The sequence below is a fragment of the Arthrobacter sp. SLBN-122 genome, from assembly GCF_006715165.1.
Lineage (GTDB): Bacteria > Actinomycetota > Actinomycetes > Actinomycetales > Micrococcaceae > Arthrobacter.
In genome coordinates this window covers 3,395,280-3,422,268 of record NZ_VFMS01000001.1, presented here as the reverse complement: position 1 = coordinate 3,422,268, position 26,989 = coordinate 3,395,280, and the positions used below count along the sequence as shown (strand labels likewise).

General features: G+C 68.0%; 13 protein-coding genes and 1 pseudogene. All 14 read right to left on the bottom strand.

The genetic code is table 11. The features are described 5' to 3' along the window. Window positions 1-18: 18 nt before the first annotated feature. A complete protein-coding gene (locus FBY36_RS15700) occupies window positions 19-828 on the bottom strand; it encodes an inositol monophosphatase family protein (protein WP_142120876.1) in 810 nt (269 codons plus the stop codon). Continuing rightward, window positions 825-3,167 (bottom strand): NAD-dependent DNA ligase LigA, encoded by a 2,343-nt coding sequence (gene ligA, locus FBY36_RS15695; protein WP_142120874.1) that lies wholly within the window; start codon window positions 3,165-3,167, stop codon window positions 825-827. Before ligA ends, FBY36_RS15700 begins: the two co-directional genes overlap by 4 nt. 54 nt (window positions 3,168-3,221) lie before the next feature. Then, window positions 3,222-3,839, bottom strand: a complete 618-nt coding sequence (locus FBY36_RS15690) for a hypothetical protein (RefSeq protein ID WP_142120872.1) — start codon at window positions 3,837-3,839, stop codon at window positions 3,222-3,224. Between the two features lie 121 nt (window positions 3,840-3,960). Further along, window positions 3,961-8,406 carry an FtsK/SpoIIIE domain-containing protein gene (locus FBY36_RS15685; protein ID WP_142120870.1) on the bottom strand — a complete coding sequence of 1,482 codons (4,446 nt, stop codon included), beginning with the start codon at window positions 8,404-8,406 and terminating at the stop codon, window positions 3,961-3,963. Then, the gene (locus tag FBY36_RS15680) at window positions 8,403-9,107 is read right to left on the bottom strand and encodes a hypothetical protein (RefSeq protein WP_142120869.1); all 705 of its coding nucleotides are present in this window, start codon (window positions 9,105-9,107) and stop codon (window positions 8,403-8,405) included. The genes FBY36_RS15685 and FBY36_RS15680 overlap by 4 nt, the downstream gene beginning before the upstream one ends. 85 nt (window positions 9,108-9,192) lie before the next feature. Next, the gene (locus tag FBY36_RS15675; RefSeq protein WP_142120866.1) at window positions 9,193-10,998 is read right to left on the bottom strand and encodes a serine/threonine-protein kinase; all 1,806 of its coding nucleotides are present in this window, start codon (window positions 10,996-10,998) and stop codon (window positions 9,193-9,195) included. Next, complete coding sequence (locus FBY36_RS15670; protein WP_142120864.1) at window positions 10,995-13,190, bottom strand: FHA domain-containing protein; 2,196 nt, start codon at window positions 13,188-13,190, stop codon at window positions 10,995-10,997. Before FBY36_RS15670 ends, FBY36_RS15675 begins: the two co-directional genes overlap by 4 nt. Continuing rightward, window positions 13,177-14,127 carry a PP2C family protein-serine/threonine phosphatase gene (locus FBY36_RS15665; RefSeq protein WP_142120862.1) on the bottom strand — a complete coding sequence of 317 codons (951 nt, stop codon included), beginning with the start codon at window positions 14,125-14,127 and terminating at the stop codon, window positions 13,177-13,179. Before FBY36_RS15665 ends, FBY36_RS15670 begins: the two co-directional genes overlap by 14 nt. Continuing rightward, window positions 14,124-15,380, bottom strand: coding sequence for an RDD family protein (locus tag FBY36_RS15660; protein WP_142120860.1), 1,257 nt, complete (start codon window positions 15,378-15,380; stop codon window positions 14,124-14,126). Before FBY36_RS15660 ends, FBY36_RS15665 begins: the two co-directional genes overlap by 4 nt. A 288-nt stretch (window positions 15,381-15,668) precedes the next feature. Then, window positions 15,669-15,725 (bottom strand): annotated as a pseudogene (locus FBY36_RS20900) (hypothetical protein); the annotation flags it as partial. Then, window positions 15,722-18,295, bottom strand: a complete 2,574-nt coding sequence (locus FBY36_RS15655; protein WP_142120856.1) for a transglutaminase-like domain-containing protein — start codon at window positions 18,293-18,295, stop codon at window positions 15,722-15,724. The gene FBY36_RS15655 and the pseudogene FBY36_RS20900, both read right to left, overlap by 4 nt. After that, entirely contained in the window at window positions 18,292-19,635 is a 1,344-nt protein-coding gene (locus FBY36_RS15650) for a DUF58 domain-containing protein (protein ID WP_142120854.1), read from the bottom strand. Before FBY36_RS15650 ends, FBY36_RS15655 begins: the two co-directional genes overlap by 4 nt. 70 nt (window positions 19,636-19,705) lie before the next feature. Beyond that, the gene (locus FBY36_RS15645) at window positions 19,706-20,677 is read right to left on the bottom strand and encodes an AAA family ATPase (RefSeq protein ID WP_142120852.1); all 972 of its coding nucleotides are present in this window, start codon (window positions 20,675-20,677) and stop codon (window positions 19,706-19,708) included. Window positions 20,678-20,757: 80 nt separating this feature from the next. After that, a complete protein-coding gene (locus FBY36_RS15640) occupies window positions 20,758-26,883 on the bottom strand; it encodes an Ig-like domain-containing protein (RefSeq protein ID WP_142120850.1) in 6,126 nt (2,041 codons plus the stop codon). Window positions 26,884-26,989 lie beyond the last annotated feature (106 nt).

Here is a 26,989-nt window from a genome sequence, read left to right as displayed (position 1 = left end):
CGGCGACGGGAAAGGCACCTACAGCGGAAACTTGCCGGACAGCTCCAGGCTGGCGGCGCAGGTCCAGGCGTCCAGCCGTTCATCATCGGTGGGACCGCCGTCGAGGGGGCTGGTGAGGCGCGGCCTGCGCACCCAGCACCCGGCCTCCTCGGCAATGAGTGCCCCGGCCGAAAAATCGTGCTCGTTCAGGCCCCGCTCGCCGTACGCGTCATGCGTTCCGTCAGCCACCATGCACAGGTCCAGGGCCGCGGACCCAAGCCGGCGGACGTCTGCGAACCCATCCATCAGGGTGGCGAAGGCGGCAGCCTGCTGGGAACGGATCCCGGGCTCGTAGCTGAACCCGGTGGCCAGGATCTGCCCGGTGCGGCCGGGGACGGGGCCCTCGAGCCTGGTAACCGTGCCGCGCTCCTCCAGCCAGGCACCCTGGCCGCGGGCAGCGTAGTAGATGCGGCCCAGCGCAGGAGCATTGACGACGCCGGCCAGCCAGGCGCCGTCAGCATCGGCAACTGCCACGGAGGTGGCGTAGTAGACGATATTGCGGATGAAGTTGGTGGTGCCGTCCAGCGGGTCGATGGACCAGCGGTAGCCGCTGGGATTCGCGGGGCGGGTGCTACCCTGTTCCTCGCCGGTGATGCTGTCCCCCGGGCGGGCAGCGGCAATGACGTCCCGCACCGCGTTCTCGGCGGCAACGTCAAAGGCAGTAACCCAGTCCCCGGCCGCCCCCTTGTTGCTGGCATCCAGCGCGTTGCCGTCCCGGCTGGAAAGGACCCCGGCACCGGCAGCGGCCGCCTGTTTGGCGACCTCCAGCAGCTCCGTTGCGGACGTCATGCGTTCTCCTCCACTGTGTCTTCCCCTGCAAAGGCCGGTACAGCCGCCTCTTCGTTATCATCTGCGTCCGGTGCAGCCTCGCCGCCACCAGGTGCCGCGCCGTCTGCTGCCGCATCCCCCAGGGCTGCCGGGCCGCCGTCGAGCAATTGCCGGAACCCGTCCTCATCCAGCACCGGAATCCCCAGCTGCCCGGCTTTGTCCAGTTTGCTGCCGGCGCTCTCGCCGGCCACCACGTAGCTGGTGTTTTTCGAGACGGAGCCCGCGGCCTTGCCGCCGCGCTGCAGGATGGCCTCCTTGGCCTCGTCGCGGCTGAAGTTGGGCAGGGAACCGGTGACCACCACGGTCAGCCCTTCGAGCGTGCGCGGCTTGGACTCGTCCCGTTCGTCCTCCATGCGCACCCCGGCGGCTGCCCAGCGGTCAATGATGTCAAGGTGCCAGTCCTCGGCAAACCATTCCTTCAGTGCCGCGGCGATGGTGGGGCCCACCCCGTCCACGTGGGCCAGTTCCTCCTCCGACGCTGCCCGGATGCGGTCCATGGAGCCGAATGCCTGCGCCAGGGCCCGTGATGCGCGGGGGCCCACGTGCCGGATGGACAGTGCCACCAGCACCCGCCACAGCGGCTGGGTCTTGGCTTTTTCGAGCTCCTGGAACAGTTTCTGCGTGGTGGCGGTGGGCTTGGACGGCGACTTGGCCGTGCCCTTGCTGAAGAAGTACGGCACCAGCTCGTACTCACCGGTGGGAACGCCTTTGGTTTTCTTCTCCCGGCGGATCCTAACGCCGGCCAGGTCCTCGGGGGTGAGGTCGAACAGCCCGGCTTCGGAGGACAGAGGAGGGACTTCGGGTTCGGCCGGCTGGGTCAGCGCAATGGCCGCTTCCCAGCCCAGGGCCTCGATATCGAAGGCACCCCGGCCTGCAACGTGGAAGACCCGTTCGCGAAGCTGGGACGGGCAGGACCTGGAATTGGGGCAGCGGACATCCACGTCCCCCTCCTTTGCCGGTGCCAGCGGCGTGCCGCAGGAGGGACATTCGGTGGGCATGACGAAGTCCCGCACCGGCGGGTCCTGCTGGTCCCGGAGGGAAAGGACCGGGCCCACGATCTCGGGAATGACGTCGCCTGCTTTCCGCAGGATCACGATGTCGCCGATCTTGACGCCCTTGGCCTTGACCACGTCCTGGTTGTGCAGGGTGGCCATTTCCACCGTGGAGCCGGCAACCTTGACCGGTTCCATGACGCCGAAGGGGGTGACGCGGCCGGTGCGGCCAACGTTGACCTGGATGTCGAGGAGCTTGGTGTGGACTTCCTCCGGCGGGTACTTGTAGGCCACGGCCCAGCGGGGAACGCGGGTGGTGTTGCCCAGGGCGCGTTGGGTGGCGAAGCTGTCCACCTTGATCACGATGCCGTCAATTTCGTGAAGCAGCTTGTGGCGCTGGTCCCCATACCGTTTGATGAAGCCCAGGACGTCCTCCCGGGTCTCCAGCACCTCAAAGTAGGGGCTGACCGGCAGGCCCCACTCCTTGAGGAGCCCGTACGTTTCCGACTGGCTGCCGGCCGCAAGGCCTTCGCGGGCGCCGATGCCGTGGACGAACATCTTCAGGGGCCGCTTGGCCGTCTCGGCGGGATCCTTCTGCCGCAGGGAACCCGCGGCAGCGTTGCGGGGATTGGCCAGCGGTGCCTTGCCGGCCTCGATCAGGGTTTCATTGAACTCGGCGAACGCCTCGGACGGGATGAAGACCTCCCCGCGCACCTCCATCTCGGCGGGAAAACCGCTGCCACGCAGTTCCTGCGGTATTTCCTTGATGGTGAGCAGGTTGTGGGTGATGTCCTCGCCGGTGGTTCCGTCGCCGCGGGTGGCGGCCCGCACCAGCTTGCCGTCGCGGTACAGGAGGTTGACCGCCAGGCCGTCGATCTTGAGTTCGGTCAGCCAGGCTGCCTTGGCGCTGCCGTCCCCGATTCTTTCGATGCTGGCCTCAGCCCGGTTGAGCCAGGCCTCCAGCTCCTCCAGCGAGAAAACGTCTTCCAGGCTGTACATCCGCTGCAGGTGTTCCACGGGCGCGAACGCGGCGGAGACCTCGCCGCCCACTTCCTGGGTTGGCGAGTCGTTGGACACCAGTTCCGGGTGCAGCGCCTCAATCTCCTCGAGGCGGCGGAAAAGGGCGTCGAACTCGGCGTCCGAGACCAGGGGTGAATCCTCCTGGTAATACGCAAACCGGTACTTCCGCACCAGGTCGACGAGGTTTTCGTATTCCTCGCGGAGGGCTTCGGTGGGAACGGCATCGGGCTCATTGGGTGCCTCGGTCCGGGCGGCGGTCTGTTCTGCGGGTCCTGGTCCTGTGCTCACAGACCTATCTTGCCTTACACCTCCGACAGTCGCCTGGCACGGCGGTCAAACGGCTCAGTGTGAGCGGAACCGGTTCCGGTTGCGGTTCCACCAGGCGAAGGCGCCGGCTGAAACGCCCACCAACAGCGTCCCCAGGGCGATGGGCAGGAGCGTTGGTCCGTCGGGGCCCTGGGCGCGGGCGGGAGAAGCCGCAGCCATCTGGGCAGGCCCGGCAGTCCGGGTGACGGGGCTGTTCCAGTCCACACCGCTGGAGGGGCCCGTGGGCGGGCGGTAACCGGCAGCGGCTGAGGGGTTTTCCGTGGCGTACCCGTCCGGGACTTCCTCAACAGCCGCGGCCGGCGCGGCCGGGTCAGGGGTATCTGCTTGCGGCGGCGTGGTTCCCTGCGGCGGCTGGGGCTGGACCGGCTGGGCCGGCGGCTCCGCCGGGGGCGCCGGTTGGGCGGGCGGCCGGGCAGGCTCCTTGGATTTACGCGGCCGCCCGGGGTCCGGGTTGTTGGCGAGGATAGGCACGCAGATGAGCCCGCACTCTGCCGTGGCCTGGGTGCCTGTGGGCGAGGGTTCAGGAGTTGCAGCGAGTGCCGGGCCGGTCGGGAAGAAACCGATGGCCAGGGCGAGGACAGCTGCTGATGCCGTCGTCGAAACAGTCCGGAGTAACGGTGCGGGCGGGGTCATTGCTACCTTTCGATGCGCGCAGTCCCCCCGCCGCGGCTTTCTGGTCTCCCCGGCAGTCTTCTACAACGCCCCGCGGGGCCGCAAATCCCGGTGGACGCGGCCCCGCCTTTATCGGTGCTGTTCAGTCCCGGTTTTCCGGCGGGAGCGCCACCTGGATTTTCCTGGCTTTGCCCCGTCCCACCACGTAACCGCGGCCGGGAATGAAGTCGGGGCTGACCCTGCCCAGGGAGGTGTTGAGCAGGCTGTCACCCTCGATGTCCCCTGGGTTGAGCAGCAGGCCGCGGCGGCCGGATTTGAACGGCTGGGCAAGCTGCCAGGCGGAGGACCAGGTGGAGGACTCGGACTCGCCGATGACCCATTGGTCGGCCTTGAGGGACGCGGTGACCAGCTGCGCCATCCCGGACTCGGCGATAGTGTCGGTGAACTCGGTGAGGCCTTCGATGAAGAAGGCCACGGTTCCCGGGTTTCCGGTGGAGTGTTCCACCAGGTCCTCCACCACCCCGGCGAGGTCGTCCGGGCCCACCACGGCGCGGTTCCAGATGGGGAGGGACGCGACGGCGGACCGGCGGGACCCGAGGTAGACCAGCTCGGTGGCGGGGTTGGAGCGGCGCAGCGCGTAGGCAAGGGTGACCAGTGCCACGGTGCGCCCAGCCCCGGGCGGGCCGGCCAGCAGGAGCGGTCCGCGGGCCATGATTTCGGCCGGCTGCAGGGACTCGTCGTCCACGCCGATCACGGGCAGGTCCGGGCTGCCGGTGGGCAGGACATCCAGGTCCACCTGCTCGGGGAGCCGCTCGATGCCCGGGGCGGTTTCCAGGCCCTGCCGCAGCATGGCTTCGCTGAGCTTGTGGACTTCGCGGGCCTGCAGGGCCAGGTTCGAGTTCCCGCCCAGGACGGCCAGCTGGACTTCAAGCCCGTCCAGCAAGCCACGGCCCGGGGGCGACGTTGCGGTGAGGACATCCCGGGGCACGTCCATGGAAATGTAGTCATCCTCCGAGGAGAGGCGCAGGACCAGGCGGCGCTGGATGGAGGCGAGGAGCGAGGCGGGAACGGCGTTGGGCCGGTCCCCCGTCACCACCAGGTGGATGCCCAGGGTGCGGCCGTCCGTGGCCAGCTGCAGGAAGATGTCCCAGAGCCCGGAAAGCTTGCTGTGCTCATACGCCTCGCGGAAGGCGGACATTCCGTCCACCAGCACGAAGATCCGCTTCTCATCCGGCCGGTTGGCCAGCTTCCGGTATTCGACGATGGTGGAGGCCCGCACCTCGGCGAACTGTGCCGAACGCAGCTCGGCGATGTCCCGGAGGAGCCGCAGCAGCCGCCCCACGCGTTCGACGTCGTCGCCGTTGATGATCTCCCCCACGTGCGGAAGTTCCTCCAGCATCCGCAGTCCCGCAGAGCCGCAGTCGATGCCGTAGACGTGGACCGGACCGCCGCGCGGTGTGACGGCCGCTGCAATCGCGATGCCCCGCAGGGCTGCGGACTTGCCGGAACCGCCTGTTCCGTAAATGGCCATGTTGCCGTCGCGGTCCGGTTCATAGAACACGGTGGGCTGGTCCTGGTGCACGGGATCGTCAGCGACGCCCAGCAGCAGCTGTTCGTCGGTGCGGGGATTGGGCAGTTTGGAGAAGTCGTAGGTCTTGGCCAGTTCGTCCAGCCATGGCTTCCGCGGCGGCCGGAGGGCCAGTGTGTCGGCGGCGTGCACGATGGTGGAGGTCATCCTGGCGATATCGTTGGGGCCCGCAGGCTCCGGCGCCGCAGGCTTCTCGAGCGCCGGCGCTTCCCAGCTGGGGCCGGAACCAAAGGCCATTTCCACGATGTCGATCTGGGGGCGCTGCGGTTTGTCGGTGGTCCAGCCGCCGGCGTAGCCGGTCTGGAAGCCCTGGATCCGGCCGGGACCGGTCTTGGCCGCACCGCGGCCCGGAATGGCGGGATCGAAGTAGGCCGCATCCGGAACCCCCAGGATGTCTGTGGCGTCGTCCTCGTCGGCCATGCGCAGCGCCACGCGGAGGTTGGTGTTGGCACGCAGGCTGTCCTTGATGACGCCCGCCGGACGTTGGGTGGCCAGGATGAGGTGCAGGCCCAGGGAGCGGCCTCGGGCGGCCACGTCCACCACGCCGTCCACGAACTCGGGCGCCTCGCTGGCCAGGGCGGCGAATTCGTCCACGATGATCACCAGGTACGGCGGGGCTTCCGGGTCTGCCTCCCGCTGCAGGGCCAGCAGGTCCTTGGCCTTCTTCCGGTTCAGCAGTTGCTCGCGGTAATGAAGCTCGGCGCGAAGGGAGGTGAGGGCCCGGCGCACCAGGTGCGGGGAAAGGTCCGTGACCAGGCCCACGGTGTGCGGAAGGTTGATGCAGTCGGCGAATGCGGCTCCACCCTTGTAGTCCACGAACAGGAAGCTCACGCGGTCAGGGCTGTAGGCCGCAGCCATGCCCATCACCCAGGACTGCAGGAACTCGGATTTGCCGGCGCCGGTGGTGCCGCCCACCAGGGCGTGCGGCCCTTCGTTCTTCAGGTCCAGGTACAGCGGCTCGATGCCCTTGGACCCCACCAAGGCCCGGAGGGTGCCGTTGTCCTTGCGGTTGGCCACGGCGGTGGCGTGCAGCGAATTGTTTTCCGTCCAGCGCTCCACCACCGCCTGCGGGTTGTCCAGGAAGTCCTTGCCGATCAGGGTCACGTAGGACACCGCGCGCGGCAGGTCTGAATCGTCATTGACGGGCTTGCCCACATCCACCACGGGTGCCAGCATCCGGGCCAGCTGGGCAGCGAGCTCGGCGTCCACGCTCTCACAGCTGACGGGGTACGTATGGCGGCCCAGCCGGACCTGGCCGGTGGTGGCGCCGTGGTCGCCGTCCACCACCATGAAGTCGCGACAGGCGGCCGGGAGCGACTGGACGTCGGTGGCCACCCACAGGATGTGCACGCCCGAGTCAGGGCCGCGTTCGGCCAGCCGCGTGAGCCGGCCGCGGTCCACGGGGGCGTCATCTTCCACGATGACGAGCAGGGACGGCAGCACGGGCTCTTCGAGCTCGTGCTTCACGGGGTCGATGCCGGGGCGCAGGTCCGGGCCTGCCCGCCTGGCCGCTGCCTCCCGGGCCTCGACCAGGTCCTCGAGGCGGGCCAGCAGGGAAGAACCGCCGGCGGCACCGGCGGCCAAGTGGTCCCCGCCCAGCGGGCTGTGGCCCGAGCCAACGTGCGGCAGCCACTGCAGCCAGTTCCAGCGCTCCCGGGACCGGGCGGACGTAATGGCGGTGAGCACCACCTCGGCCGGGGAATGCAGTCCCACCAGCTGCAGCACCATGGCACGGGCTACGTCGTCCACCAGGCCGCGGGCACCGGCAATCCCCAAGGCACCGGAGGTGCGGAGCTGGGAGACCACGGGGACGCCTTCGATCCCGCTGAACTGCTTGATGCAGTCCTGGATTTCGCGGCTGTACTGGACTTCCGTGTCGTTGCTGGACGGCTCTTCCAGCGGGATGCGCGACGGTGCGGTGCCCAGCCCGAACCGCAGGCCCAGGAATGAGGAGTGCTCCGGCCGGTGCGTCCACAGCAGCGGCCCCAGCTTGTAGATGGCGTCCACGGTGTCACTGACGGACGGCGCTTCCTGCAGCCGGACCGCCCGTTCCACCTGCTGCAGCCCGGTGAGGTCCTGCCGGAACGCGGCCATGGCGGCACGGAACTGCTTGAGTTGTTCCTTCTGCTGCTTCCGGGTCCGCATCTTCTGGTCCACGTAATGGCCCACGATGAACAGCGGCATCATCAGCATGAACACCATGGAAAGCACGTTCTGCGTGACCGCGAAAATGACAGCGCCCATCATCAGGGGCGCCACCAGCATGATGTACGGGAAGGGATGGTCCTCGGGGCGCTTGGGCCCGGCAGGCAGGACCCGCTTGGGGACCTCGAAACGGGGCACCACCCGCGGGGAGCGGTTGAAGTCCACCAGGGGCGACGTCGGTGCTGCCGCATGGTTGTGCCCCAGCGGCACCACGGTGACGGTGGTGTCGCCCAGGGTCACCGTGTCGGAGGAGTTCAGAGTGGCGCGGGTGACGGGCAGTCCGTCCATCAGGAGGCCGTTGGCGGAGTTGGTGTCCACGATTTCGATGGCGTCGCCCACCGTGATGCGGGCGTGCCGTTTTGAGGTGAGCGGATCCGTGAGGCGGATGTCCACGTCCCGGTCCCGGCCGATGTAGCTGGTGCCGGTGGGCAGCGAAAATTCGCGGCCGACGTCGGGCCCGGACAGCACGCGCAGGGTTGCCGCCGCCGGTCCCCTGCCGGCACCGGGTTCGTGGAACTGCCCGCTGACCTGGGCCAGCGACACCACCGAGCCGGGGCGCAGGCCGGATTCGAGGAGGTTGTCCTCCCGGGCCAGGATGTTCCCGCTGATGCCGGCACCCACGAAGGCTTCGTCGATCCGCAGGGAGAGGTTGTCCGGGGCAGGCGTACCCTTGCGGTCGGGGTCCGCCGCCCACAACACGGTGGCGATATCGGCCACGGTGGCCATGCCGTCCACCGTGACGGCCAGGTCCTTGGCGTCGGCGGGTTCGCGGCGGAGTGTCAGCCGGATCCTCATCCTTCGTCCACGCCCCTCATCTTCTCCAGGAGGTACAGGTCATCGGGCGTCACCAGGTGGGTGGTGACGGCGTGCTCCACCAGGCGTGCCCGGCGGTTGGTGGCGAGCTTGCCGCCGCCGCCGCGCAGTCCCACCACGCCCACCCGGTCCAGCTTGTCGCAGACGTTGTCCAGCTTGCGGTTGAACCGGGTCAGTGCCCAGCCCAGGGTCTTGGCGGCGGCCGCGGAGGACGGGATGGTGCTGAACCCGGTGCCTTCACGCCGAAGCACGGGCTCGGCGAGCGCCACAATCAGTGCTTTCTGGGCGTCCGTGAAGACCACGGGGCCGATGGTGGTGTCACCGCTGGACGCGCCTTCCCGGGCTTCCTGCCGGAAGGACGGCGTCTTCAGGTGGACGGCGAACTCGTACGTGGTGGGCCCTGCCGTGAAGATGATGTTGGTGTGGCTGAAGACCAGCGGGATCCGGGCTCCGGGTGACAGCCAGGCCTGCATTCCACCGGAGGCGTCGGCGACGGTGGCGGACAGCATGCTGCCAACGTTGCTGAGCCACCAGATGCCGTCGTAGCGGGCCACCTGCAGGAACTGCCGGTGCAGGTACGGGTTGTCGTCCACCTCAAGGTCGCCTTCACGGCCGATATTGAAGATGTCCTCATCCGATGGCTCGTACCATTCGCCACAGAAATCGATTGCTAGATCCCCCATGATCTGTGCCTCCTCAAGGCAGAACTGTTGCGGTAGTCGGTGTGCTGGTCACACCGTGAAAACTGCGGCTGGCTGTGCAGCAGATTCATTGGCCGGCGCACGCGATGGAGCCGGACCCAAGCGGTGAGAATGCGCCGTCGGTCCGCACGATCATCACCTGGATGCAGGTCTGCCCTGTCGGGTTGGGACGGACCCGGACCGGCGGCTGTGCGATGGCCTGGAATCCCCCTTCGCCGCCGCCGATGGTGTACACCTTCCACTTATAGGTGTCCCCGTCCTTGGGCTGCGGGTTGGTCCACGTGAAGCTGGCTTCCCCGTCGCCGCCGATAGTGCCTTTAAGGCTTTCGACGTCAGGCACGGTGCCGTTGTCCAGAGCATCGGCCGGGGGTTTGCTGGCCTGCTGGGTTTCCACGACCTTCGGGGTGCCCGTTGCCGTGTTCGCCACCACGATGCCCACCACTGCCGCCAGTGCCAGGAGGGTGCCGCCGGCGAGCGCGAGCCACAGGTTGCGCTTGCTGTGGTCTGCTTCCGGCATCTCGCCGGGCTCGTCCACCTTCACGGCCCGCTGCACTGTTGCGTCGGCGGTGTAGGCAGTGTCCTGCGAAGCTCCCGCCGTGTCCGTTACCGGCGCGCCATAGCTGGCCGGCCCTGCGCTGCCGCGCAGGACGGTGGACTGGGCCCACTCCCCCTGCCCGGCGCCGTCGCCCGCGCCTGTAAGAGGCGCGGCTGCCCCTGCCGACGCCGTTCCGGTGGCTGCAGCCCAGGTGGTGCGGGCCGGAATGGAGGGCACCGCCGGGGGAGTCGGCTTGCCTTGGCCGGGCGTCACGGGGGTAAAGTGCGACGGCGGGAGGGCGCCTCCCCTGCGGCCCGTTGCGTCTGTCCCGGTGCCGCTGGGGTTGGGGCGCGTACGGGCCGGGAACGTGGGGGCGCTGCCGGTCCGCTCGGGGTCGATGGCGGCAATGCTGCGGACGCGCGTCTCCTCGGTGCCGTCGTCCGGGTGGCTCTCTTCCTGCTGGGGCTCCTCGAGGACCTCGAAGGGCGTGACGGAAAGGTTGAGCTCGGCCTGGATGCGCTGCAGGGCAAGCGCGAATGCGTGCGCGGAGGAGTACCGGGACAGGGGCGATTTGGCCATGGCCGTGGCCAGGGCCAGTTCCAGTGATTCCGGCACATCGGCACGGCCCAGTTTGGGCAGCGCCATGTTGGAGATCCGGTTGATCAGTTCACGCTGGGAGTTGTCTGCCCCGGGCATCACGAAGGGGGAGCGTCCGGCCAGCAGGGTGTACAGCGTGGCGCCGAGGGCCCACACGTCCACCATGACGCCGTCAACGCTGCCGTCCCGGAACTGCTCCGGCGGGGACCAGGGAATGGACATGCCCGAATCGTCGTCTGAATCCCCGGCCAGGGTGCCGGAGATGCCAAAGTCGGTGAGGGCGGGACGGTTGTAGTCCGTCACCAGGATGTTGGCGGGCTTGATGTCGCGGTGGGCGATCCCGGCCCGGTGGGCGGTTTCGACGGCGGAGGCCACCTGGATGCCGACGGCCAGGACCTCGTCCACGCTGAAGCGCTGGCGCCGGTACCGCACGTCCAGGCTGGGCCGGGAGCAGTACTCCATGGCCAGGTAGGAATGCCCGTCGTCCGTAACTTCAGCCTCGAAAATCGTGACGATGTACGGGTGCGAGGACAGCTGGGCCATGAGGTTGGCTTCGGACTCGAAACGCCGCCGCGCGCCTTCGGTCTTGAGGTCCGAGAGCAGCACCTTGACGGCGACCTTGCGGCGCGGCCGGTCCTGTTCATACAGGTAGACATCGGAAAACCCGCCGGACCCCAGCAGGCTGATATAGGTGAACCCCGGGATGCGGGGCGGCGGCGCAACGGGCCGTTTGGAACTCAAGGAATCTCCTCAAAACGCAGTGAGATGTTGTCGCCCAGTTCGGCGATGTCGCCGTCGAGCAGGATGGCCATCTCGTTCTGGGCCAGGCGCCGCGGCGGCTGCCCTTCCCGGACCAGGACCGTGCCGTTGGTGGCCTTGAGGTCGCAGAGCATCACGTGCCAGCCCTCGAGCCGCACCTCCAGATGGGACCTGGAAATGTCCCCGCCGGGGCTTGCCACTTGGACCAGCCGCGGCATGACGCCGCCCTGGACCCGGGACACGGACGGCTGCCGGCCGATCACCATGGACTGGTCGAGGTCCAGGAGTTCGCCGGTGGACAGGCGCATCCGGCCCAGCCGGGGACGGGCCACCTGCACGGCATCAGGCAACAGGGCACCCCCGCAGGCGCTGCACTGGGCACGGGTGGGCGGATTGGCGTGGCCCTGCGCGCAGACGCGCGCCAGCACCAGCGGCCCGCCGGCGGCGTCCTGCTGAACGGCCGGTGCGTTCGTTGCCTGACCGGATACTGCTCCCGGGAGGCTGCTCTTCATGACCGTCTGGCCATCGTGGTCAGGGTCGAAGGCGGCGCCGAACCCGGCGCCCGGCCCCTGGCCGGAGCTGTGTTCCTGGCTGGTGCTGTGTTTCTGGTGGGCCCTGTGTTCCTGGCTGGTGCTGTGTTCCTTGCCGGCACCGGACGCCGTCGCTGGAAAGGATCCCGATGCCGGGCTGGATCCGGGGTCGTGGCTGGAACCGGGGGCCGGGCCGGCGGGGCCGCGGCCGGGTGCCGCAGGCATCGGCGTGGATGGAGCCGGAACGGGGGCCGACGGCGACTCAGCCGGGGAGCCCGCGGTTGGCGGCGGGGCAGGTACCGGCGTGGCTCCCCCGATGCGCCATGGGACGGAATCGATGAGGACGCCGGTGGAGGCGGGACGGGGCGGCACGGCAGGCCGCTCCTCCGGGCTGGGGTCAGGTCCGGTGCCGGGTCCGGACTGGCCGCCGTTTTCAGCTTCTGCGCCGGTCCCTGGACCGGCTGGTGAAACTTCGAGGGGAGGCTCTCCTGCAGCGCCGAGGGCGGGCAGCGGTTCGGCCGCGGGCAGTGCGGGACGTTGCTGCCGGGAAACGTGGCCCGAGTCGGCGTCGGGTTCCTCGCGCACGGCGGCGTCTTCGATGTGCCGCATCACGGTGCGGTCCCAGAGGTGGTCGTAGGACGTCGTCATCTCCCCTGCGGAACCGGCACCGGCTCCGGTGGAAGCGCCGCCCGCAGCAGCTGCGTCCGCTGCGTCGGGGAGTTCGGGCACCGCGTCGGCTTCCCCGGCCAGCTCCCCGTCGGCGATGATCTCCCCGTTGTCCCCGTCCGAATGGTTCTCCCCGTCGACGCCAATAATGCCGTCCGGGGCAATCGTGGCGTCCGGGTCCAGGCCGCCCGCGGTCGGGAGATCCACAGCCCCGCCAGCAGTGTGCTCGTCGGCCGGGTCCTCATCGATGACTCCCAGCACCGTTTCACCCGAGGCTCCATGTTCGGAAAGGAGCGTGGCTTCGGAAAGGAGGGTGGTCTGCGGCACGTCCTCCGTTTCGGGCAGGACAGCAGGGGGCGGTGCGTCAGCAGGGGGCTCTGCCTCAGCGGCGGGAGCGGCCGGTATTACAGCGGCCGGAACTTCAGCAGCCGGGCCATCAGCCGCTGGGCCGGCGGCGGAAGTTCCCGTTACTGCTGCGGCATCCGCTGCGGCCGGGCCACCCACGGCAGCGGGAGCGGACGGTGCTGCCATGGTCAGGGACTGCAGCAGCACCACACCCTCACCCAGCGGAAGTTCCGGTTGTTCGGCGGCATGCCCGGGACTGCCGGCGCCACCATCTGCGATCCGCACCCGGCACGTGCCGGGCAGCACGAACCTGCGTTCGTTCCAGGTGGTCACGTCCCGGCCGTCAAGGTCCATGGCTCCGCCGGCCTGCTCGACGGTGAGGTCGATGTCGCCGCGCAGGAACACCCGCAGGGACACGTTGAAGTCGAGGATGCCGAAGGAGGGAATCCGGGTGAGGGATCCACCCGACGTGCTGGTCACGGCTGCGAGGACCTCGTGCGGCTCGGGCCGGCCCGCCAGGAGCTCCCACAGCGCGCCTGCGAGTTCGGCTGAGGACCCGGGGCCCAGGAGGACAGCGGTGCGGGACCTGACAACGCCCAGCCAAGTGCCCGGGATGTAGCTAGCGGCCGTCATTGCCCTGCTCCCAGTGTTGGGCAGTGGTGTCCTGGTCGGCCGTCTCCTCAACCGGTTCGGGCAGCGGCTGCGTCACGGCTTCGGATGCCTGCGGGCGCGGCAGCGTCACTTCGTCTCCGTCAGCAGAGGTGAGGCGGGGCGCTGTGGTGCCCGCACCGTCGTCGTTCGCAACGTTCCTGGCATCCACCACAATGGCCGTGACGTTGTCCCGCCCGCCCTTGCGCAGCGCGGCCTGGATCAGGGCGTCCACAGCCTCCTGCGGATCCGCCACGGTGCTGAGGATCCCCAGGATTTCCTCATCCGACAGTTCCCCCGTCAGTCCGTCAGAGCAGACCAGGACGCGGTCGCCTTCCTCCACGGGGAGGAGCCAGTAGTCCGCCTCCGTTTCGTCCCCTGTGCCCAGGGCACGGGTGACCACGTGCCGGCGCGGGTGGATGGTTGCTTCCTGCGCGGTGATTTCGCCCGCGTCCACGAGTTCCTGGACCTCCGAATGGTCCACGCTGATTTGTTCGAACCGTCCCTGGCTGAGCCGGTAGGTGCGGGAATCGCCGATGTTCAGGACCAGCCAGTACGGCATGCCCATCTGTTCCACCACCACCGCACCGGTGAGGGTGGTGCCCGCGCGGGCTCCGGTGGCCTCACGGATGGAATTGTCCGCGCGGACCAGGTACTGCTGGAGGACGGCAGCGGTGATGCTCCGCTCCCCCGTGCTGACTTGGGGCATTTCGGCGAGTGCCCGCACACACAGGCCGCTGGCGATTTCGCCGGCTTCGTGGCCCCCCATGCCGTCAGCAACGGCGAAGACGGGGTCGGCCGCGATGTAGGAATCTTCGTTCAGTTCCCGGCGGAGTCCCCTGTCCGTCCCGTAGCCGTAGCTGAGGCTGGGTCCCGGCCCCGGCTGGATGGTGGAGGAAACACTGGCGGGGTGCTGGTTCATGCCTGTCCTAGGTAAAAGGTACGGTCTCCAAAATGCACGCTGGATCCCGGGTTAACAAACGTGGGGACGCCCGGCACCAGTGGGGTGCGCAGGCCGTCCGGGGTGGTGACGGCGCTTCCGTTGGTTGACTGCCGGTCCGTCACCCAAACACCTGCGCCGTCGGTGAGCAGGTGCAGGTGCGTCTTGGAGATGGAGCGCCCGGGATCGTCCACGGCCAGCAGCTGTGCGTGCTGTTCCCCGGCCTGCCCCACCGGGTTGCGGCCCACCAGGACGCTGCGGTCCAGCTGGAAGTCGCGGCCGTCGTCCAGGCGGATACGGAGGACGGCGACAGGGGCGGGGCCGCTTGTTCCGGGCCGCACCTGGGTGCGTTCGACGTCGTCGTCCACGTGCTGGGGAGGAACCCGGTGTCCGGCTGAACCTGTCGATGCAAAACCGTGCGCGAAACAGGGCATCATCCCTTGGCCGGCAGCTTGCGCGGGTGCCGTCGGCGCAAAGGAGGCCGGCGCGGTGTAGGGCATGGTCTGTGACGGCATCGTGGCCGACGGCGAAGGTGCTGGCGGTGCGGAGGGCTGGGGTGCCGGAGACTGGGCTGCGGTGGCCCCGGCCACCGGGGACAGCACCTGCTGCACGGGCGGAAGGTCCAGCGGCGCGAAGCTGTAGGGGCCCTGGATGCCGCCGGTAGTGATGGGGTCGCGGCCGGCCTTGACGTCGAACACCAGGGTCCTGGCGGCGGCGTCATTCCAGCCGCGCAGCCCGCCGTTCTTGTCCCAGCGGTTGGAAACGACCACCAGCACGGCCCACGCAGCACCTACCAGCAGCAGTGGGCCAAGGATGAACAGGGCGGCGTCGAACCACTTGAAGACCACCACCAGCACAGCAGCCAGCACGGCCAGCAGGATGCCTGCCCCGGTGATGAGGCCGCGCAGGAAGACGGCACCGGCGCCGGGCGCATAGCCGTCCTGGTCCGCGCTGCGGATCCCCATGAGCAGATTGCCGGGGGTTTTGCCGGTGCGGGCCTCCAGGCCGAGCACCACGGACAGGTAGGCCAGGGTCAGGCCAAGGCCGATGCCGCCAAAGAGGACCAGCGATGAGGTGTCGTAGACAATGAAGCCCCCGCTCCTGGTCCGGGTGATCCCGGCAAATCCGATGGCAAACGCCACCACCAGCACCGCCACCCCCGGCAGCCAGTCAATGACGGCAGCGCCGAGCCGCTTGCCCGCGGCAGCCGGAACAAGCTGAAGGTTCACTGCCATTCCCGTTCCTCCCCCTGGAGCGGCCTGCACCCGTGTGAATCCGCCGGTCCTGTCCGGCGCAGTCCCCGTGTGCAAGGTGCCCGCCTGCGCGGTGCCCGTAAATGCGGTACCCGCCGGCCGACCTGCCGGGGGCATTTCTACTACCGGGATAGTACCGGGATTCCCGGGCCCATGCGCGGGGCGCGCCTCGCCCGCAGCACTCCTTCCGCGGTCCGCGGGCAGGTCGGGGGTGCGGGGGCGGCGTGCCGCCCGGTTGGGCAGCGGCGCCGCGCAGGCGGGGCAAAAGGTGGCCCCCGCCCGGATGGGCTGTTGGCAGCGCGGGCAGCGTTCGTCGTCGGAAGTCACTGCCGGCCGGGGCCTTCCTGGCTGCGTCCTTCCCGGGCCGGAGGCGCGTCAGCACTTCCGGAGGCACGACGCCGCCGGGCGGCAACGAACGCGGAAACCGCAGGCAGTGGCTGCCGGCCGCCGCGCAGGCCGGGGCCCTTGCCGGAGTTCATGGCGGTCCGGGCGTCGGCCAGCAGCGAGCGCGGCGAGAACCGTGCCTGCTGCCGGCGCCAGAAGCCCATGCCGGAGGTCATTTCCTTGAGCGACCCGTCAACGATGGTCCAGTACTCGCGAACGTCCTCCTCGGTGGGCTCGCCGGCACCGAAGATCGAGGCGTCCGCCCGGCGGGCCAGCAGGGAGGTGGTCCCCTGGGTGGCAGGGAACGCTTCGGCCAGGACGGCGGCGCTTTCGCGCCGTGTCGAGCGGGTGTCGACGGCGGCGCCCAGGTCGGTCGCGAGGCTTACCACCTCGTTCCATCCGCCGCCCACACGCCGGGCGGGGTGGCCATCGCGGAAACGCGACTTCCGCCGTCGTGCCTTCAGCAAGGCGATCAGCAATAGCGGGAGGGCCAGGATCACCAGCGGGATCGCCGCAACGCCCAGCGCGCCCAGGAGTGCGCCCCAGAACAGCCACGGGTTGTTTTTCTTCTGGTCCGCGTCCAGGGCGTCCGGTGAAGAGTCCGGCGGCAGGTCCGCCGGCTCCTGCGGCGGGGGCGGCGGCTGCAGCACCTGCGGCTTGGGTTTGGACTTGCTTTCCGGGTCCGGCGGGATGGGGATGTTGTCCTTGGGCGGGGTGGGATCGAAGCTGACCCAGCCCACCCGCTCGAACGCCACCTCCACCCAGGCGTGGACGTCCTTTCCGGTGATCTTCACCTGGCCGGCACCGTTCTCCGGGCTGGTGGGCTCCGGGTAGAAGCCCATCACCACGCGGGAGGGGATGCCCAGGTGCCGGAGCATCAGGGACATGGCCACGGCGTACTGTTCATCGTCGCCGAGCATTTGCTTGGCAGTCAGCAGGTTGCGGATCCGCGCCGCGCCATGGCCCGAGACGCTGGGCAGCTGCCCCTCGCTGACCAGGCCGTTGCTGAAGGCCCCTGTCTTCTGGAAATGTGCCTCGATCTGGCGCACGCGGTCGATGGCCGTGGGGGCGTCGGCGGACAGGTCATTGGCCTGGGAACCGACCGCCGGCGGCACCTCCAGCGGAGCCGGCAGGGAGATTTTCGCGAAGTCGTACTGTGTCAGCTGCCCGTGCTCGAGCTTGACGGGATCGGAGACCTGCACGGTGTAGGCGTCGCCGCGGGACAGGCCGTTGGTGGTGACGGCGGTGTCCGTTCCCTGGTTGAAGTAGAGGCCCGCAGCAGCGGCGGAGCCGGACTGCTCAAAGCTGATGCCGGTGGTCTTCCGGCCGCCGGGGACAAAGTAGCCCTGGTAGTCCTCCACGTTGATGCTGATCGAGTAGTCGTTGGTGGGCACCACTCCGGACGTGTCGGCGAGGGTGTTGATGGACTTGGCGTCACCCACCTTGCTGAAGTTGCCCGAGCCGTTGGGGTCCATGTTGTAGTTGGTGCCGTTGAAGGCATCCAGGGCCCCCAGGCGCACCCGGCCGTCCCGCGGGAGCCCCTTGACCACGAACAGGGTGTCGTCCTTCTTGTCCTTGACGTAGGTCCGGAAGCTGGCCAGGGGCGTGATGTAGTCCTTAGGATCAAACGGCGGTATCACCACGTTGCGAAGGACTTTCCGGTCCTCCCCGGCGCTGACCAGTGGCGCGGCCACGGCAGTGATCCCCACGCTCACGGCAATGACTCCTGCGGCCATCCCCAGCCGGCGGATTCGGGCATGCCGTGCGGTGGCGCTGTCATTCTGCGGGTTGTTGACCGCCACCCGCCTGGTGCTGTTCCGCCGCAGGGCATCGCGGCGGAAGGTGGCCCATGCGATGCCCAGCACGGTCAGGCCGATGCCGCGTTCCAGGGTCAGGAATGCGGCGTTGGTGCTGAAGGCGATGCCTGTGACGAACAGGACCAGAACCGGGATGAGGGGCAGGTAGGGACTGCGGGCCCGCCACGTCAGGATGGAGGCCACGAGGGCCGTGACCAACGAGCTCAGGAAGGGGACAATGAGCACGCCGCCGGCGGTTCCCACCGGCACGCCCACGGTGAGCATGTCCTTCCAGGCGAACACGACGCCCAGCAGCAGGGTGCGCAGCGAATCCAGGGAAGGGACAAATCCCGCGATGGCGGCGTCCGGCACGGCCAGCCAGGTCCCAAACACCAGGTAGGCGGCCAGTGCCAGTGCGGTGGTGATCAGCAGGCCCAGGCGCAGATGGGCGTTGGCCGCCCCGATGGCCAGTCCCAGGATGATGCCGCCGAACCCGGACAGGAGGTAGTAGGGGTCACCGCCGAAGCTCAGGCCGAAGCCGAGCAGGCCCAGGCCCAGCAGGACCACCAGGGCTCCGGCGTCGAGCACGAAATGCCAGGGCGGCTGGCCGGTGGTGAATGCGGAGTCCGGGTTTGCAGCCTTGCGGCGGGTACGGGATTGCGGGGACTGTGTTTGTGCGGCCGGCGTTTGTGGGGACCGGCCCGGTGTGGCGCTCATGCGGCGGCCTTTCTCAGCACGATGGCAAGGTCGGCAAGGTCGCCGAGCGTCAGGACAGTGAGGTCTGCGATATTTGCCCTGGTGGGGGCGGCGCCGGCTTCCACCCGGACCGCCAGGCTGCGGACGCCTGGCGGGACGGAAGCGGCGGCGGAACGAAGCTGGGTTGCCGTTACGTTGCTGCCCACCACGAAGAAGACCACGGAGGCGTTGGGAACCGTGTCGGCCAAGGTCCTGGCGAGGTCGACGGCGGTGCGGCGCATTGGGGTGCCGACGATCCGGGTCATGTCGTCCAGCATGTTGCGGCCGGTTTCGCAGCGCAGCGGCCCCTTCTGGGTCAGGACATCCAGTTCCCGTTGTTCACGGATAGCCTGCCGGCCGATGGAGGCAGCCACCGAGATGGCCATCTCGAATTCGTTTTGAGAGGAGTACTCGTCGGTGTTGATGGACAGCGATATGGCCAGGTGGGCGCGCCGGGTTTCCTCGAACTGGCGCACCATCAGTTTGTTGGTCCGGGCAGTGGTTTTCCAGTGGATGTGCCGGCGGTCATCGCCCGGCACGTAATCGCGCAGGGCGTGGAAGGAGACGTCGGCACTGGAGAGGTCCGTGGTGGGCATGCCTTCAAGGTCGCGGATGAACCCCGCGGCAGATCCTGCAAGGGCAACCGTGCGCGGGTGGACGAAGAGGTCCTCCGGCTCGGTCCACAGGACCTGGCGGCGCAGCAGGTGCAGGGGGTCTGCCCGGACGGAACGGACGGGGCCCACCACGATGACGGCGCGCCGGGCGGTGGGAATGGTGAACAGGTCCTCGTGGACCTGCCCGGGCTTCATCCGTGGCAGGTGGAAGACGGCGGTGGTGCTGCCCACCGGCAGCTCCAGCGCGGCCGGCAGCAGTGGACGGGCCGAGGTGTTGGAGACGGCAATGCTGCCCACGGCGCTGTCCCCCACCGCCACCCGCGTGCGGGCCAGATCCAATACCACTCCGTAAGAGGACCGGCCCAGGATGAAGGCCACCGCGATCACGAACATCGCGAACGCGGCGATGGACGCTGCCGTGGCTTCCTGCCAGCCGAAAGCCTGGCCCGTGGTCCAGAGCAGGATGGCGGCGGCCAGGACGGACCAGCCCAGGATGCTGACCACGGAAAGGACCGGCCACACATACTTCAGCCAGCTGTCGCGGACGCCCCGCCAGGCGGGTGTCAGGGCCTGGACGACTGTGCTGCTGGCTTCGGACCATACCGCTGCCGGGTGCAGGCGGGTGGGGCGGCCGTTCCGGTGGAAGGGCTGCTGGAAACGCTCCGCGTACCGGGTCAACGGGGTGCCGCTGGACGTGCCGTCGGACATAGGGATGTGCCTTCGTTGTTGCGCTGGAATGGAGTGGTGGTGGCTGCAGCGTCAGGCTGCTGCCACGCGGTCAGGCGTTGGTGCGCTGCTGCGGGGCCGCGACATCGGCCAGGATTCTGGTGAGCACGGCCTCGGCGGTGGCGCCGGAGAACTCGGCTTCGGGATCCATGACGAACCGGTGGGTCCACACCACAGGGGCCAGTTCCTTGATGTCGTCCGGCAGGACGAAGTTCCGGCTCTGGGAGGCAGCCCAGACCTTGGCGGCGCGCACCATGGCCAGGGCGCCGCGGACCGAGACGCCGAGCCGGGTTTCCGGGGCATTGCGGGTCTCTTCGCACAGGCGGGAGATGTACTCCAGGACCGCGGTGTCGACGTGCGCCGTCGCGGCGAGGTCCGCCATGTCGGCCACTGCCTGCGTGGTGATGACGGCGGAGAGTTCCTTGGAGCGGTCCTTCAGGTTGCTGCCGCCCAGGAGCCGGACGGTGGATGCATGGTCCGGGTAGCCGATGGAGGTCTTGAGCAGGAAGCGGTCCAGCTGCGCCTCGGGAAGGCGGTAAGTTCCGGCCTGCTCGATGGGGTTCTGCGTGGCCATCACCATGAAGGGCCGGCCGGCGGAATACGTGACGCCGTCCACCGTCACCCGGGACTCCTCCATGACCTCCAGCAGCGCCGACTGGGTCTTCGGCGAGGCGCGGTTGATTTCATCGGCCAGGACGATGTTGTTGAAGATCGGGCCCTTATGGAACTCGAACTTCTGCGTCTTCTGGTCGTAGATGGTCACACCGGTCACGTCCGACGGCAGCAGGTCCGGGGTGAACTGGATGCGGTTGTTGGAGCCCTGCACGGTGGCGGCCAGAGCACGGGCCAGGGAGGTTTTGCCTGTGCCCGGGGCGTCCTCGAACAGGACATGCCCTTCGGCCAGCATCGCGGTGAAGGTCAGCCGGATGACGTGTTCCTTGCCCAGCACCGCCTGCCCCACGTTGGCAACCAGCTTTTCGAATGTGTCGGCAAACCACTCGGCCTGCTCGATGGTCATGGTCATGAAAGTTGTTTCCTTCTACTGGGTCAAATTGGTTGCACCGCCCGGAGGCTCCGGGCCGTGCCGTGGGATGCGGTGTGGTGCTAGCGGTTCGGCATGTCCTTGGGCGGGTTGCAGCCGATATTTGAGGTGTCACAGCGGAGCCAGTTGCCGGATGCCATGCCGGAGGTCAGGTGGTACCAGATGCCGGTGGGGTTGTTGGAGGTCTTGTACCAGACCTGGTAACGGTCGGTCGTGGCGGGCGCCCCGGCGTCCAGCCACTTGCCCGCGCCATTGCACTGGGACGGGTTGCCGTCGACGAAACTGTCGGTTCCCTGCCGGGGCTCGGTGCAGCTTCGCGTGGGGCTGGCGGTGATGTTCCAGGACGTCGGTACCGGCGGCGGCGGTTCGGCCCCGCTGCGGGACGTGTCACTGCCGATCCGCCCGGGTTGTCCGGCACTCACGGCGCGGACCTCGAGCTTGTGCGTCTCGCTGTAACCGACTTTCTTGGAGAAGCTCCGCTGGGTGGTGTCCTGCCATGGACCGTTGTCCAGGCTGTACCGGTAACCGGTCACCGCACGGCCGTTGCCGCTTGGCTGGTTCCACGTCCAGGACACGGTCTGGTCACCGACGCCGCTGCTGTTGCTGCCGGAGACGGTGGGGGCAAAAGCGAGACCGTAGGGGTTGACGGCGTTCGACGGGGCGCTGGCGTCACCCGCCGAGGTGCTGCTGGAGGAGACCGCCCACACCACCACAGATGTCTGGGTGCCGTTGGCTGCCGCAACCACGCCTCCGCCTGCAGGGATGGTGCCGGACCCACCTCCGGACGTCAGGCTGTAGCGGTAGGTGATCTCCGTCGGCGATGAGCCGTTGCGCTGGGCGTCCGTCAACTGCGTAAACCGGACATCGATCTTGCCGCCATCGGCGTTGGTATCCACCAGGGTGGCCGAGGGCGCTCCCACTGTTCCGGGCTTGCCCACCGCACGCGTGGCTGCTGAGGGCGCGCTGGTGGCGCCGGTTCCGGCCTTGTTCGTAGCCGACACCGTGAACGTGTAGCTGGACTCGGAGTTGTCCACTGTCACGTTCTGCGAAGTGCCTGCCACCTGCTGGCTTGCGATGGCGGCACCGCCGCGGAGGGTGGTCAGCGTGTAGGCGGATACGGCATCACCGTTGTTGTTGGGTGCCGTCCACACGACGCGGAGCTGGCTTTGGGAACCAACCGGAGTTGCCTGGGCCACACTCGGTGCAGCCGGAGTGGCGGGCACACCGGCCGGGACTTCAGCCGCCGAATACGCACTCCACTCGGACGGGTCCTTGGCATCGTTCCGGGCCAAAACGCGGACCTTGTAGGAGACGCCGTTCTGCAGCCCCTTCCACACGTAGCTGACGGACGTCAGTCCCTGGATCTGGGCATTCTGCCCGGCAGGAGCAGGCGAAATTTCCAGGTCATAGGACTTCACGGGCGAGCCCTTGCTGGCCGGAGCGGCCCAGTTGACAGCAAGCTGCTTGTCGCCGAACTTCAGCGACGGCGCCAGCGGGGTATCCGGCTTCACGTCGGGGCGGACATCGGCAGAGGCCGGGGACCGCTCGGAATCACCGAACTCGTTGGTGGCCGTCACCTGGAAGTGGTAGGTGGTGTTGTTCGTGAGGCCGTTCAGCGTACAGGTGTTGGCCGCACAGTCCTGCCGGAAGCCACCTTCCCCGTACACCGTGTACTTGGTGATGACTGAGCCCTTATCGGCCGGCGCGGACCAATTGAGCAACGCGGTCTGGTCGCCCACGCTCTGTGCCTGCGGCGTGGTCGGCGCCGCCGGCTTGTCCTTGACGGTGAGCCGGAGGCGTGCCGTGGCATGCCGTGAGCTGTCCCGCGTCTTGTCCTCCACCGTGTACGCCACCACCAGGGTTCCGGTGAAGCCCGGAGCAGGGGTAACGGTGACCGAGTCCCCGTTGACGTCCACGTTGCCGCTTCCCGTTTCGGTGTTTGCCGCGATGATCTTCAGCGGTGTTTCCGGGAACGGGTTGGCGTCATTGGCAAGGACGTTGATGGTCACCGGCTTGCCGGCGGCGGCGTTGTCCTGCACGTCGTCGTTGGCAACGGGCTTGGGCCGGTTGGAGGCGGTCACGGCAAGCTGGTACGTGGCCGTGGCTTCAAGCCCGCGCGGATCCGTCGCCTTCACCTGCACGGCCGCCCGGGTTCCGGTGGCCGTGGACTCTGCCGCCGAAACCTTCAGCGCCGCGCCTTCGACGCGGACGTTGAAGCCGCCGGGTGAATCCCCCACCAGCTCATAATTCATCTTCTCGACGTCGTCCTGGTCGGGGTCGGAGGTCAGCTTGCCCAGGTCAGTGCTGGCCGAGTCACCCTTGGGAACGTCCACATTGGCGCCAAGCAGCTCCGGCGGGTTGTTCTTGTTGGGGTTCGGCAGGACTTTGGTACGGATGCTCAAGGTTGATTTCAGACCGGCGGGGTCATCCGGGCCAGTACCGTCGGTAACCTCGAACGTGAGCGACCCGGGGCCGACGTAGTCAGCACCTGCGGTATATTTCAGGCCGGCACCGTCCCGGATGATGGGATCGCCGCCGTCGGCTCCGATGAGCTTGATCCGGTCCGCCTGGGTCAGCCGGGGCGACCGGCCTTCACGTACCTTCACCCATTCCTTGAGGTCGACGTCGACGGACTGCCCGGCAACAACCTCAATGACCTCGTCCTTGGCCAAGGTAGGAACCTGCTGGCCCAGGCCCGGTACCCAGATGATGGCCGTGGACTGCTGGCCGTCAACGTCTTCCACGGTATACGGGATGAGCTGCGGCTGTTCGGTGAGGTCCACCAGCACGTTGCCGTTGCCGCCCGGACGGGCGGTGGCGGCCTCAGTGCTGATCTTGAGGTTCTCGCCCACGCCGTCCGGGTCCTCATCGTTCTTGAGGACGGGCACGTCCACGGCGGTCTTGCCCATGGCCTGTGCCGAGGTCACCCGGTCGTCGCGGGCAATGGGGGCCTTCAGCGGCACGTTATTGTCAACCACCAGCCGGATCGTGGCCTGGGCTGTTGCGTCCCGGTCGTCGGCGATGGTGTAGCGGACATTGACCGTCCCGGCCTCGTTGGGGGCAAGGAGGATGATGCGGCCGCTGTTCTTGCTGACGTTCGCCTGCAGGGCGGGGTCGGCCTCGACTCCGTCCGTCAGGATGCGGATGCGGTCGCCGTCGGGATCGGTGTCGTTGGCGGTCGCGTCGACGGCGATCTGCCGCCCCGGACGCACCCGGACCTCGTCGTCCACCGGGGTGGGCTTCTGGTTCATCTCGCCCCGGGGAGCGATGCCCACGGTCACGGTGCCCGTGTTTACGGCGCCTTGGCGGTCCACCACCTTGTAGCGGAAGGTGTCGGTACCGGTGCCGTCCCCCGCGGCGGTGAAGTCGATGAAGTTGCTGCCGACAGTGGCGGTTCCCATGGCTGGGGTGCTGTCGATGCCGGTCAGCTGCACGGAGTCGCCGTCGGGATCAATCCCGTCCAAGGGAACCGGGATGCGGACCGTGCCGGCAGCCACCACGCGGGCCGTCAGGTTCCGCGGCTGGGGCCGGGAGTTCTGGGCGCCTTCGAGCGGAAGGATGTGGATGGTCACGGCAGCGGCGCTCTTCTGGCCCTGCGGATCCACCGCGTTGTAGATGGCACGGACGGTCTTGGGCTGGCTGCCCGCGATGAAGCGGAGGGTGTTCTCGGAGACGAAGCTCTTGCCGTCGGCAGGATCAACCGCCTGCGGCAGGACGGGGTCCACGGTGAGTTCCTGGCCCTGCGGGTGGGTGTCGTTATCCAGCACCGGGATGGTGACCACGTCATTGACGCGCACATTCACTTCGTCCGGTTTGGGTTGCGGCGCTTCCACAACGGCCGGCGCCGGGACGGGCACCACTGACACGCTGCCGGTGGCAGACTTCTTGCCGTTGGACATGGTGTATTCGAACAGGATGGGATCCTTGGTCCCCAGGATGTCGGTGATCCGCAGGACGCTGTGGTTGATCACGCTGACGGAGACCGTCGCGTTGTCCGGAAGCTTCACGGACTGCAGCACCAGTACCCCGCCGGAGGGGTCGGAGTCGTTGGCCAGGGGGTCCAGCAGCACGCTTCCGCCCGTGGGCATCAGGGCAACGTCATGCACCGCCACGGGATCGCCGCCGTCGTTGCCGGATTCCACGTCCACGCGGATGAGGCCCTGGCTGCTTTGCGGCCCGTTGCTGGCAATGTAGGTCAGGTAGACCGGGCCGGGGGTGGTGCTGCGGAAAGTGAATGTGCCGCCGTCGGTGACGGGGCCAAGGTCGGCAGGACCGTTGGCCTCCACCTGTGCCAGGCGGAGGGCACCTCCGTTGGGGTCCACGTCGTTCTTCAACGGGGAGATGACCAGGTCCTGCCCCACCACGGCGGTGACGTGGTCGGCGTTGACCACCGGTGCCAGGGCTCCGGGCGGCTGGACGTTGACCACAACCTTGCCGGTCACGGTGGCGCGGCCGTCCCAGATGGTGACCTGGACGTTCTTCTTGCCTGCGGTGGCGCCGGAATCCTGGAAGGTGAGCAGCCCGTCACGGCGGACCTTGACCTGGTCCTGGTCGTTGTCGGCCTTGGCGTCAAGCAGGACCAAGTCGTCGCCGTCGGGGTCGATCCAGTCGGTGAGGATGTTCTGGCTGACGGTCTTGCCCTGTTCCACCAGCATGGTGGTGTCCTCACCGCGCTTGAACTTGGGCGGCTTGTTTTCGTCGGGTCCCACCACGGCCAGCGTCACCTGGCCGGTGGCGGAGAGGCCGCGGCCGTCGGAGGCGCTGTAGTTGAAGGTCTCCGTGCCTGGCTTGGCGTCCGCGGGGACGGTGATCTGGAACGCCGTCCCGCCGTAAATGCTTTCCAGGGTGCCCGACTTGGGGCCGGCGTCTGCCGCCACGGCAGCCGTCAGGACGTCGCCGTCAGGATCGGAGTCGTTGTCCAGGACGCTCAGGATAGTGGTGCGGCCCGGACGGACGCCGACGGCGTCGGGCTTGGTTTCCGGCGGCCGGTTGGGCTTGGTGCGGTCCGGCAGGACGTTGATGGTGTTGTTGTCAGCCGACTCCTGGTCCTGGTCGTCGGACTGGTTCTTGGGCGGCACGACGTCGTCCCAGTTGTTGACCAGCTGCATGTTCTGGTTCACCAGCCACACATTGCCCGAGTTCACGTCATTGAGGACCACCAGGTCCCGGTTCACCCGGAAAACATACGACGGCGACGCACTCGCCTTAGGCACGTCCACCTTCTTGTCATCCCCATCATTGGTGCAGTCCCGGACATACTTGTTCGAACCCGACCACGCCGCATGCACGCACCCGCCCAACTGCACCGGAGCAGCCGGAACCCCCTCACCGTCGAACGTCACCGTCCGGGCAGTACCCCCGTCCAGAGGCTGCTTCACCAACGCCTTCTGCGTCGAAACCGCCACAACATCACTGCCCGGCCCGGCCTGCTGCAGCTTCGCATCCCGCGCATTCTCCAACACCAACCGCTTACCGCCCGGCAAAAACAGGTTCCCCGCCGCAGCATCAAGCACCACCGGCTGGTCCCCCACCACCGTCATCTGCAAATCCCCGGCACCCTTAAGCCCATCCCAGGTACTGGAATCCGAGGACGTCACCGCACCGTTGGCATCCACCCCGGTCACCGTCACGGTGCCGGTCTTCGGATCCGCCGAATAGATCCGGTCATCAGAACCCACCACAGAGACAATCCCCGCCGACCCCACCATCACCGGCTCCGACGCCTCCTTGTCGAAGCCGTTAACCGTGGACGGCGACACCGCCCATACCTTCCCGGACCCCGCATCCGTCACCGAAATCGTCCGGGCACCAAAACTCACATCAGCCGCCCCCGGCAACTGCTTGTCCCCACCCAATCGCATATTCGCCGGCGACACCTGGTTCAACGTCGAACCAGTCCCATCCTCAACAAACACCTCACCGGCATGCTGCAACACATCAAACGTCGTCGACGCCGGAGTCACCGCCCCATCCAACACCCGCGACGGATAATTCAACCGCCCCACAGCATTCTTGGCCTTCGACACCACCCACACGCCACCGTCATTCAACTCAACCTCAGTGGTCTTAAACCCCGGATACAACACAGCACCCGTCACCACAACAGCCACCACAGCACCAAACGCAGTGCCCGAGGCGAGTTTCCTATGTCGCTTCTTCAGCCCAAGCTTCCCCAGCAGAGTTGTCACAGCGTTACTTTTCCCTCAGATTGTGTGGCCGCAGGACGGCCAGTTCAGAGACCGGTACGACGCTCTCTTTTCCCCGGCGCAAGCCTACCGAACCGTTGCAACCCCC